At 69.2% G+C, this 8,885-nt stretch carries 14 protein-coding genes and 1 pseudogene; 7 read left to right on the forward strand and 8 right to left on the reverse strand.

The features are described 5' to 3' along the window. The first annotated feature begins 51 nt into the window (after positions 1-51). From BIX52_RS19365 to BIX52_RS19375, 3 genes are read left to right on the forward strand one after another with little or no spacing between them, the layout of a single operon-like run. Positions 52-603 (forward strand): tripartite tricarboxylate transporter TctB family protein, encoded by a 552-nt coding sequence (locus BIX52_RS19365; protein WP_075222743.1) that lies wholly within the window; start codon positions 52-54, stop codon positions 601-603. Then, positions 600-2,123 carry a tripartite tricarboxylate transporter permease gene (locus BIX52_RS19370; protein WP_108676491.1) on the forward strand — a complete coding sequence of 508 codons (1,524 nt, stop codon included), beginning with the start codon at positions 600-602 and terminating at the stop codon, positions 2,121-2,123. The genes BIX52_RS19365 and BIX52_RS19370 overlap by 4 nt, the downstream gene beginning before the upstream one ends. Next, positions 2,120-2,932: an SDR family NAD(P)-dependent oxidoreductase gene (locus BIX52_RS19375; RefSeq protein WP_075222744.1), complete on the forward strand. Its 813-nt coding sequence runs from the start codon at positions 2,120-2,122 to the stop codon at positions 2,930-2,932. The genes BIX52_RS19370 and BIX52_RS19375 overlap by 4 nt, the downstream gene beginning before the upstream one ends. A gap of 30 nt (positions 2,933-2,962) precedes the next feature. On the opposite strand, the gene BIX52_RS19380 is transcribed toward BIX52_RS19375, so the two are convergent. From BIX52_RS19380 to BIX52_RS23745, 5 genes are all read right to left on the reverse strand, one after another. Continuing rightward, positions 2,963-3,292 (reverse strand): addiction module antidote protein, encoded by a 330-nt coding sequence (locus BIX52_RS19380; protein WP_075222779.1) that lies wholly within the window; start codon positions 3,290-3,292, stop codon positions 2,963-2,965. Next, positions 3,276-3,554: a type II toxin-antitoxin system RelE/ParE family toxin gene (locus BIX52_RS19385; RefSeq protein WP_075222745.1), complete on the reverse strand. Its 279-nt coding sequence runs from the start codon at positions 3,552-3,554 to the stop codon at positions 3,276-3,278. Before BIX52_RS19385 ends, BIX52_RS19380 begins: the two co-directional genes overlap by 17 nt. 122 nt (positions 3,555-3,676) lie before the next feature. Beyond that, a complete protein-coding gene (locus BIX52_RS19390) occupies positions 3,677-4,417 on the reverse strand; it encodes an NAD(P)H-dependent oxidoreductase (protein ID WP_075222746.1) in 741 nt (246 codons plus the stop codon). 96 nt (positions 4,418-4,513) lie between these two features. Beyond that, positions 4,514-5,365, reverse strand: coding sequence for a LysR substrate-binding domain-containing protein (locus BIX52_RS19395; protein WP_281249212.1), 852 nt, complete (start codon positions 5,363-5,365; stop codon positions 4,514-4,516). A 6-nt stretch (positions 5,366-5,371) separates the two neighbouring features. Then, positions 5,372-5,491: a LysR family transcriptional regulator gene (locus BIX52_RS23745; RefSeq protein WP_205647755.1), complete on the reverse strand. Its 120-nt coding sequence runs from the start codon at positions 5,489-5,491 to the stop codon at positions 5,372-5,374. Positions 5,492-5,556: 65 nt separating this feature from the next. On the opposite strand from BIX52_RS23745, the gene BIX52_RS19400 reads away from it, so the two are divergent. Genes BIX52_RS19400 through BIX52_RS19410 form a run of 3 tightly spaced genes read left to right on the forward strand, consistent with a single transcriptional unit; the run spans position 5,557 to position 7,029 of the window. Then, positions 5,557-6,075 carry a thiamine pyrophosphate-binding protein gene (locus BIX52_RS19400; RefSeq protein ID WP_075222747.1) on the forward strand — a complete coding sequence of 173 codons (519 nt, stop codon included), beginning with the start codon at positions 5,557-5,559 and terminating at the stop codon, positions 6,073-6,075. Between the two features lie 23 nt (positions 6,076-6,098). Beyond that, on the forward strand, positions 6,099-6,692 hold the full coding sequence (locus BIX52_RS19405; protein WP_075222780.1) for a thiamine pyrophosphate-dependent enzyme: 594 nt from the start codon (positions 6,099-6,101) through the stop codon (positions 6,690-6,692). Positions 6,693-6,735: 43 nt separating this feature from the next. After that, positions 6,736-7,029, forward strand: coding sequence for a DUF1330 domain-containing protein (locus BIX52_RS19410; protein WP_075222748.1), 294 nt, complete (start codon positions 6,736-6,738; stop codon positions 7,027-7,029). Positions 7,030-7,145: 116 nt separating this feature from the next. Here the strand turns inward: BIX52_RS19410 and BIX52_RS23310 are convergent, their stop codons facing one another. Beyond that, on the reverse strand, positions 7,146-7,370 hold the full coding sequence (locus BIX52_RS23310) for a pyridoxal-phosphate dependent enzyme (RefSeq protein ID WP_075222749.1): 225 nt from the start codon (positions 7,368-7,370) through the stop codon (positions 7,146-7,148). Positions 7,371-7,731: 361 nt separating this feature from the next. Further along, a complete protein-coding gene (locus BIX52_RS24095) occupies positions 7,732-7,971 on the reverse strand; it encodes a transposase (protein WP_075222751.1) in 240 nt (79 codons plus the stop codon). 2 nt (positions 7,972-7,973) lie between these two features. Between BIX52_RS24095 and BIX52_RS23525 the strand changes: the two genes are divergently transcribed. After that, positions 7,974-8,396: a recombinase family protein gene (locus tag BIX52_RS23525; RefSeq protein WP_211098200.1), complete on the forward strand. Its 423-nt coding sequence runs from the start codon at positions 7,974-7,976 to the stop codon at positions 8,394-8,396. Between the two features lie 350 nt (positions 8,397-8,746). Here BIX52_RS23525 and BIX52_RS23750 read toward each other — a convergent pair. Beyond that, positions 8,747-8,885: pseudogene (locus BIX52_RS23750) on the reverse strand (IS630 family transposase); the annotation flags it as partial.

Consider the following 8,885-nt stretch of genomic DNA (forward strand, 5'->3'; position numbering starts at 1 on the left):
CGCCGGGTGCGCCCGGCGCTTCCCATTTTCTCTCGCGTCTGGAGAGTCGCGATGACGGACACCGTCCACACCCCGCCGGACACGCCGGCCCTTCCCGCAGCCGTCGCCCGCCGCTCGATGCGCGACGTCGCCTTCGGGCTTCTCACCGCCGCCGCCGCCGCCCTGTTCGCGGCCTTCGTCATCCCCGCCTTCATCTCGGTGCCGGGAAATGTGAAGGCCGCGCCCTTGTCGCCGGCCTTCCTGCCCTACGTCCTCACCGGGCTGATCGGCCTTCTCGGCCTCGTCTGCGCCGCGCAGGCGATGTTCGGGCGCGGCGTCCCCAAGGAGGACGGCGAAGGGTTCGACCCGGCGCGCCACTGGCCGCTCAGCGCCCTCCTTCTCGCCGCCGTGTTCGCCGCCTTCTGGTGGCTGCCGGAGCGGGTCGGCATGCTCCCCGTCGCCGTCGGCACGATGGCGGCGATGCTGCTCGCGGGCGGTGAGCGCAACGTCCTGCGGCTGGTGCTAGTCGCGGTGGCGGTGCCGGTTCTCATCTGGCTCTTCTTCACCAAGGTGGCCATGGTGCCGCTTCCGGAGGGGCCGCTGGAGGCCCTCGTCGCATCATGATGGACGCCATCTCCGCCGGCCTCGGCCTGTTCTTCACGCTGCAGAACTTCCTCGCGATCGGCGCGGGGGTGATGATCGGCGTCACCATCGGTTCCATCCCGGGCCTGACGGCGACCATGGCGGTCGCCCTCGCCCTCCCCTTCACCTTCTCGCTGCCGCCGGTGACAGGCATCCTGCTTCTGGTCGGCATTTATAAAGGCGGCATCTTCGGCGGCTCGATCTCGGCCATCCTGATCCGCGCGCCGGGCACCCCGGCGGCCGCCTGCACCACGCTCGACGGCTATCCGATGGCGCGGCGCGGCGAGGCGGGCAAGGCGCTCGAGATGGCGCTCTACGCGTCGTGCATCGCCGACGTCATCTCGAACCTCGCGCTGATCTTCCTCGCCGGGATGATCGCCAGCATCGCGCTCCAATTCGGCGCGCCGGAATATTTCTGGCTGATCGCCTTCTCGCTCACCATCGTCATCTCGATTTCCGGGTCCTCGCTCACCAAGGGGCTGATCTCGGGTCTCGTGGGCGTGCTCCTCTCCACCGTCGGGCTGGACCTCGTCTACGGCACGCAGCGCCTGACCTTCGACAACTTCAACCTGATGGGCGGGATCGGCTACATCCCGCTTCTCATCGGCCTGTTCGCGATCCCCGAGGTGATCGAGTTCTACCTGCAGCGGACCGGCCATCTGGAGGCCAACAAGAGCGATCGCACCCGCGTGTCTTGGCCGGAATTCCGACGCTCGCTACCGACCATCGTGCGCGGTAGCCTGATCGGCGTGGCGCTCGGCTCGGTGCCGGGGATCGGCGCCACCGCCGCCTCGTTCCTGTCCTACGGCGAGGCGCGGCGGGCGTCGAAACATCCCGAAACTTTCGGGCGCGGCGAGATCCAGGGCGTCGCCGCCGCGGAGTCCGGCAACAACGGCGTGGCGGGGGCGACGTTGATTCCGCTGCTCGCTCTCGGCATTCCGGGCGACGTCGTGACCGCGGTCATCCTCGGCGCCTTCATGCTGCAGGGGCTGACGCCGGGGCCGTTGATGTTCCAGGACAATATCGACCTCATCTACGCGCTGTTCGCGGGGATGATCGTGGCATCCGTGGTGCTGTTCGTGGTCGGCCGGTTCGCGATCCGCCATTTCGCGCGCATCGCCGACATTCCGCGCCACATCCTCATCCCGATGGTGCTGCTCTTCTGCGTGTTCGGCAGCTACGCGGTTCAGAACCAGATGTTCGACGTGGTGGTGATGCTCGCCTTCGGGGTGCTCGGCTTCGTCATGGCGCGGGTGGGGATGGCCTCGGCGCCCTTGCTGATCGGCTTCATCCTCGGCCCCCTGTTCGAGGACAATCTGCGCCGCTCCTATCTCATCGCCAACGATGCGGCGGTGTTCATCAGGAGCCCGATCTGCTGGTTCTTCATCGCGGCGACGGTGCTGTCGCTCTATGTCGGGCTGCGCAAGGAGATGCAGTCGGCCCGCCTCGCACGCCAGCTGGCGGAGAAGGGGCAGTTGGCCGAGAAGGGATCAACAGTATGAGCGGACAACTTTCGGGGCGCGTCGCGGTCGTCCTCGGCGCCGGGTCGCTGGGCGAGGGGATCGGCATCGGCAAGGCGATCGCGCTCGCCTTCGCCGGAGCGGGCGCGCATGTCGCGGCGTTCGACGTCGACCTCGCCGCTGCGCAGGAGACCGCGCGGCTGTGCGAGGAGGCGGGCGGCCGCGCCGAGGCGGGCGCGGTCGACGTTCTCGACGACGCCGCGCTCACCGCCGCCATAGCGGGCGTCGCGGAGAGGCACGGGCGGATCGACGTGCTCCACTGCAACGTGGGGCTGGGCAAGGCGGGACCCTCGGCGGCGACCTCGGCGGCCGACTGGCGCCGCATCGCCGACGCCAACCTCACATCGCTGCACGTGGCGACGAGCGCCGTCGTGCCGGTGATGAGCGCGCGCGGCGGGGGCGTGGTGCTCGCCACCTCGTCCATCGCCGGCCTCCGCGATGTCGGCTACCCGCACCTCGCCTACGGCGCCACCAAGGCGGCGGCGATCCACTTCATGCGGCTGTTCGCGATCGAGCACGCCGCGGCCGGGATCCGCGCCAACACGGTGATCGCCGGGCTGATCGACACCCCGCGCATCCGCAAGACGCTGGCGTCGTCCTACGGCGGGCGCAGCTTCGACGAGGCGCGGGCCGCCCGTGCCGCGCAGGTGCCGCTGGCGCGCATGGGGACGGCCGAGGACGTGGCCGATGCGGCGCTCTTCCTCGCCTCCGACCGCGCCGCCTACATCACCGGCACCGAACTCCTCGTCGACGGCGGCTTGGCGGCGACGGTGCGCCAGGCGGGGACGTAGGGCGCCCTCCGTCCCGCTGGCGCCGCCCGCTCACGTCTGCCGCGGATCGCTCTCGGCGGGGTCGAGCGGGCGGGCGGAAAGCCCCAGCCCCATGGCGGCCATCACGCGCAGCACCGTGGAGAATTTCGGATCGCCCTGCTCGCCGAGCGACTTGTAGAGGCTCGTCCGCCCGACGTTCGCCTCGGCGGCGATCCCCGCCATGCCGAGCGACCGCGCCACCTCGCCGAGCGCCCGCCGAAACTCGGCCGGGTCGCCGTCCTGCATCGCGTCCGACAGATAGGCCGCCCGCGCCTCCGGGCTGTCCAGAAAGGCGGCCTCGTCGAACTCCGGCAGCGTGGTCACGTCAATCGTCTTCGTCATCGCCCCCATCCCCAACCGTCGATGCAAGGATCTTCGCTTTCGCGATATCGGATTGCTGGCTGTCCTTGTCGCCGCCCAGCAAAAGCACCACGATCGTTAAGCCCAGCCGGGTGAAATAGACGCGGTACCCCGGCCCGAAGTCTATCCGAAGCTCGCTGACCCCGCCGCCGACCGGTTTGACGTCACCGAAGTTGCCGGCCTTCATCCGCCCGATCCGCCGGACGATGACCGCCCGTGCCCGCACATCCCGAAGCCGCCGCAGTCATGTGTCGAATGCGGGAAGCGAAACGATCTTCATCCCGGCAATGTATCCTATGGAAGACACATTGCAAGCGGACTGTCTTCTGTAGGAGACAGAGATTCACCTCCCCCGTGGCGGCGCGCTCACAAATTGCGCTGCACGGCGGAGCGGGCGACGACGCCGGGGCGGAGGCGCTCGTCGGGGCCGTAGTCGGCTGCGGGGTGGAAGAAGAGCGGCTCGGCCGCGTCCAGCGTTCGCAGCCGCTCGGCCCAGGCGGCGAGCTGGGCGGCGCGGCCCTCCTCGCTCTCGCGGCCCGGCATGTAGGCGACGCACGGCGGCAGCACCTCGAACCCGGTATAGCGCAGGAGGCCGTTGTGGATCGGCCAGAGCACGGCGAGGATGTCGCCGTCGATGCCGTCCGGCGCGTAGGTGGCGGCCGAGGTGCCGGTCGTCGCCGCGACGATCGCCCGTTTGCCGCGGAACAGCCCCGTGTCGTACTTCGCGCCCGCCGTGTAGGCGAAGCCGCGCGCGAACACCCGGTCGGCCCACCCCTTCATGATCGCCGGCATGCCGAACCACCAGACCGGGAATTGAAGGATCAGAAGGTCGGCGGCGGCGAGCTTGGCCTGCTCGGCGGCGATGTCGGGGGCGATGGTCCCGGCCTCCATGGCGGCCGTCTGCTCCCGCGCCAAAGAGAAGCGCGCGGGATCGGCGCGCGGCCCGGCGATGTCGGCGGGACCGGCGACCGCGTTCCAGCCCATCCCGTAGAGGTCGGAGACGGTGACCCGATGGCCGAGCGCCGTGAGGGTCGTGACGGCGACGTCCAGCATCGCCGCGTTGAACGAGGCCGGCTCGGGGTGGGCGTAGACGATGAGGACGTTCATGGCGGATCCTTCGCGGCCGGTGGTCGGCCCATCGCAGGTAGCGACCCCCACCTATGCCCGCCATTAAAGATTGGGCCGATCAGCCATCGACGGATTCTATGGCTCGCCGCCCCCCGTCCCGGCCAGCACCCTCCCCTGCCACACGCCCTCGTCGGCGAGCGCCCGCGTCGTCTCCTCGATCGTGCGCACGGCGTAGCGGGCGAGGCGCGAGGTGGCCCTATCGGCGGGCGTCGCCAGCAGAAGGCGGCGAAAGGGGGCCGGTCCGGCGAAGGGGGCGTGCCACAGCCGGCCGGCGGCGATGTCGCCGTGCAGCGGGGCGACGGGCAGGATGGTGTAGCCGCGCCCGCTGGCGACGAGGCCCTTCAGCGTCGCGTAGCTGTCGGCCTCCACGCGCACGTCCAGCGAGGCGCCCGTCGCCTCGGCCCAATGCTCCACCACGGTGCGCAGCCCGTTGCCGACGCTGGGGAGGAAGAAGCGCAGCCCCGCGATGTCGTCCGCGCCCACCGGCCCGGCGCGCGGCGGCTCGGTGGGCGGGCCGATCAGCGCCAGCGTCTCCTCGATCAGCGGCGTGACGGTGAGCGAGGACCCGGTGCGCGTGCCGTAGAGGATGGCGACGTTGATCTCGCCCCGCCGCAGCCAGTCGACGAGGCTCGCCGAATAGGCGCTGACGATGCGCAAGGTGGCCTCCGGGTGACGCTCCTGGAACGCCGTCACCAGGCGCACCGAGAGAAGGTCCGACACCGTCGGCGGCATGCCCACGGCGACGTGCCCGCGCAGCGGCGTGTCCTCCCCGGCGACGCTGGCGCGCAACTCCTCCAGCTCGGCCATGACACGCCCGGCGTGGCGCAGGACGGCGAGGCCCGCCTCCGTCGCCACCATGCCGCGCCCGTGCCGATCGAACAGGCGCACGCCGAGCTCGGCCTCCAGAAGCCGCACCTGCCGCGACAGAGCCGGCTAGGCGATGTTCAGCCGCTCCGACGCCTTCGACAGGCTGCCGAGCTCGGCGACGTGGAGGATGGTGCGCAGCTGGGGGATGTCCACGGCGATAGAATATCGCGATGTCTGTTCGACCAAAAGGGTTGATGTCATCCAATTTGTGAAAGGCTACCACAGGGTGAGCCTTTGCCCGGAGCCCTCCCGTGACAGCCGATCCCGCCGACTGGCCCCGCGCCACCTACGACGCCCTGACGGCCGCGAAGGTGCGCCACATGGCCTACGTCCCCGATGCCGGCCACTCGGCGCTGATCCGCCTGTTCGAGGCGGACGAGGGTGTCGTCACCAACGTCCTGACCACCGAGGAGGAGGGCATTGCGATCGCCTGCGGGGCCTGGCTCGGCGGCATGCGGTCGGTGGTGCTGATGCAGTCGTCCGGTGTCGGCAACTGCATCAACATGCTGTCGCTGCCGGTGCAGGCGCGCATGCCGCTCCTCATGCTGGTGACGATGCGCGGCGAGTGGGGCGAGTTCAATCCCTGGCAGGTGCCGATGGGCCGCGCCACCGAGGCGGCGTTGACGGCGATCGGCGTCACCGTGCGCCGCGCCGAGACGGGGGCGGACGTGGTCGCCACCGTGGAGCAGGCGGCGACGATGGCGTTCGACGGCGACCAGCAGATCGCGGTGCTGATCGGCCAGCGCCTCCTCGGCAAGAAGAAGTGGTGAGCGAGATGGACAAGGCCCCCACCATGGATGCCCCCACCATGGACCGCCGCGCCGCGGTCGCCCGCCTGATGGAGCTGTGCGGCGAGGCGCTCGTCGTCACCGGCCTCGGCTCGCCGAGCTACGACGTCCACGCCGCCGGCGACCGGCCGGAGAATTACTATCTCTGGGGCGCGATGGGGGGTGCCGCGCTGGTCGGCCTCGGCCTCGCCCAAGCGCAGCCGGAGCGGCGGGTGATGGTGATCACCGGCGACGGCGAGCAGCTGATGGCGCTCGGCGCGCTGGCGACGATCGCCGTGGCGCGCCCGTCCAACCTCGCCGTCATCGTCCTCGACAACGAGCATTTCGGCGAGACCGGGATGCAGGGGAGCCACACCGGCCGGGGGATTGACCTTTCCGCGATCGCCGCCGCCTCCGGCTTCGCGCAGGCCAGCCAGTTGCGCACCCTCGCCGAGGTGGATGCGCTCGCCGCCTCGCTCGCCGCGCCCTCCCCCTCCGCCGGGCCGCGGCTCCACGTGCTCAAGGTGCATGCCGAGAACCTGCCGCGCTCGCTGCCGCCGCGCGACGCCGTGTTCGTGAAGAACCGCTTGCGCGCCCACCTCGGCCTCGGCACCTCATGAGGCGGCACGCGGGCGCGTGCGACACCCACCGACGGAGAATGCGATGAAGGGCTACTGGCTGATCCTGGGGAGCGCCATCCACGACCAGGCCGCCCACGACGAATACAACCGTCTCTGGGCGCCGATCGCGAAGAAGTATCACGCGCGCGTCAACCCGGACGACCTCGCGATCGCCCTGAAGGAGCAGCGGGACACCCAGCGCCTGATCGTCGTCGAATTCCCCTCATACGAGGCGGCGACCGCCTGCTACGACGACCCCGACTACCAGACCGCGATGCGCCACGCCCACAAGGGCTCGCAACGCGATCTCGTGATCCTCGCCCTCCCCGGCGATTGAGTGCGCCCGCGCCGTGGTGGTGGATCGTGCCGCTCTACTGCGGAACGGGGGCGGGGAACCGAACTCCGAGGGGATGATTGCGGCCCGCGTCGGCGCCTGCCGCATCGCGGCGGAACTCATGTCATCTCCGCCGGACCCGCGCCGTCCGAGCCGGCGGCGCAGACCAGGGCACAGACACGCGTCCCCAGCGCCAATCCTGCCCCGCCCGTCTGAAGCATGGCGTAGGAGGCGGCACCCGAAAGGTCCGCCGCGATCCCAACCTCTCGCCAGAGGGTCTGCGCCGCGTCCAGCATCTCGGCGTCACTCACGAGCACGACCTCGTCGACGAAGGTCGCGCGCAACGGGCGGCGATCGCCTTCGTGGTTTGCCGGCACGCCATCGTCGCAACGCGTGTGGTGACGTCCTCCAGAGCGACCGCGCGGCCGGCATCTAGCAACCGCTTCAGAGTCGGTGAGCTCACCGGCCCAATGCCCATAATGCGCACCCGCGGCCGGAGCGCCTTGACCGCACAGGCGAGGCCGCTGGCGAAACAGCCGCCGCCGAGATCACTTCGAGGTCGGCCATGTCGTCGAGGATTCGAGGCCAACAGTGCCTTGTCCAGCGGCAACGGCAGGGTCGACGAAGGGGTGGACGTAGGCCGCACCCGTGCGCGCGGCGGCCCCTTCCATAGCTTACGAAGCTGTCCAATTTGCGGGGAGCACCTCACTCCAAGGTGAGATCGGCCGGTGAGGGTGCGACCGACTGCGCTGTGGGGCGCCGCTGCAGCGCTGTCCCTTCTGAGCCGTAACTGGCTATCCAACGCCTCAGCACCCTCTCGTGCAGCTCGAGCTCCTCGCCCACCCGAACGATCGGCTGGCCGCTCTTCGTGACACGCAGGGCCGCCTCTCGCTTGAACGCCGCCGGGAAAATCCTCCGTCGTCTCTCGCTAGTCTGACGCTCCATGCTTGGCTCGAAAGCCTAATATCCCTCAAACGAGAGACTGGCGAACTCGACGAAGCGCCAATGATGCCGACGATTGGCAAGGTCTCAACCAAGATCGTCTACCTGCCGGATTTTACCGAAAGGTAGGTGAGCATCTCGACGAAATAGCAAAGCAGCTTGCCCGCAGCATAAGCGAACATTTCTATCCGCGCATGAACGAGTTTAGCGGGAAAGAAGGAGTAACAACCAAGCACGGGAGCCCGATCGACAAGAAGTACCTGTACCGGATGCTGAACAACTCCGCCTACATCGGCGAGGCGGTCCACAAGGGCGTGAGCTACTCCGGCGAGCACGCACCGATTGTCGATCAAGCGCTTTGGGACAATGTCCGAGCAATCCTTCAGGAGAGCCCGCGTGCACGCGCGCCGAAACTCCTTCGCTTCTGAAGGGCCTGCTCTTCGGCCCCGACGGTGCCGCCTTCTCGCCAACCCATACTCCGAAAGGAGATCGGCTCTACTGCTACTACGTGAGCCAGACGGTGCTGAAGCATGGAGCTGGATATTGCCCCGTCGGGCGCGTGCAGGCGGGCGAGATAGAAGCCGCGGTCATCGGCCAGTCGCGGGCTGTGTTCCGCCAACCCGAAATCGTGGCGGGCACATAGAAGGCGGCGCGCCTGGAGGACCAGAGATCACCGGGTCACATGTCCATCCCGCTCTGCAACAGCTGGACCCGACTTGGGATGAGCTGTTTCCAGCCGAGCAGGCACGCATCGTGGCGCTGCTAGAGCACTTCGCGCTCAGTCCGGGTTATACCCGGCGGCTCTGAAATAGGCGCGGGCCTCGTCGGGGGTGACGAGGTGGAGGACGTCGCCGACGCGATCCCGAAGGGCGGTGACAGTTCGCTCAGCGGCCTTCTTCAACAGGGCTTTGATCTTG

Source organism: Acuticoccus yangtzensis, from assembly GCF_001927245.1.
Classification (GTDB): Bacteria; Pseudomonadota; Alphaproteobacteria; order Rhizobiales; family Amorphaceae; genus Acuticoccus; species Acuticoccus yangtzensis.

Bases quoted from the DNA above. Each gene is read 5' to 3' on its own strand.
- BIX52_RS19375 (WP_075222744.1), top strand. From the start codon at position 2,120: ATGAGCGGACAACTTTCGGGGCGCGTCGCGGTCGTCCTCGGCGCCGGG.
- BIX52_RS19365 (WP_075222743.1), top strand. From the start codon at position 52: ATGACGGACACCGTCCACACCCCGCCGGACACGCCGGCCCTTCCCGCA.
- BIX52_RS19410 (WP_075222748.1), top strand. From the start codon at position 6,736: ATGAAGGGCTACTGGCTGATCCTGGGGAGCGCCATCCACGACCAGGCC.
- BIX52_RS19390 (WP_075222746.1), bottom strand. From the start codon at position 4,417: ATGAACGTCCTCATCGTCTACGCCCACCCCGAGCCGGCCTCGTTCAAC.
- BIX52_RS19380 (WP_075222779.1), bottom strand. From the start codon at position 3,292: ATGACGAAGACGATTGACGTGACCACGCTGCCGGAGTTCGACGAGGCC.
- BIX52_RS19405 (WP_075222780.1), top strand. From the start codon at position 6,099: ATGGATGCCCCCACCATGGACCGCCGCGCCGCGGTCGCCCGCCTGATG.
- BIX52_RS24095 (WP_075222751.1), bottom strand. From the start codon at position 7,971: ATGGAGCGTCAGACTAGCGAGAGACGACGGAGGATTTTCCCGGCGGCG.
- BIX52_RS19370 (WP_108676491.1), top strand. From the start codon at position 600: ATGATGGACGCCATCTCCGCCGGCCTCGGCCTGTTCTTCACGCTGCAG.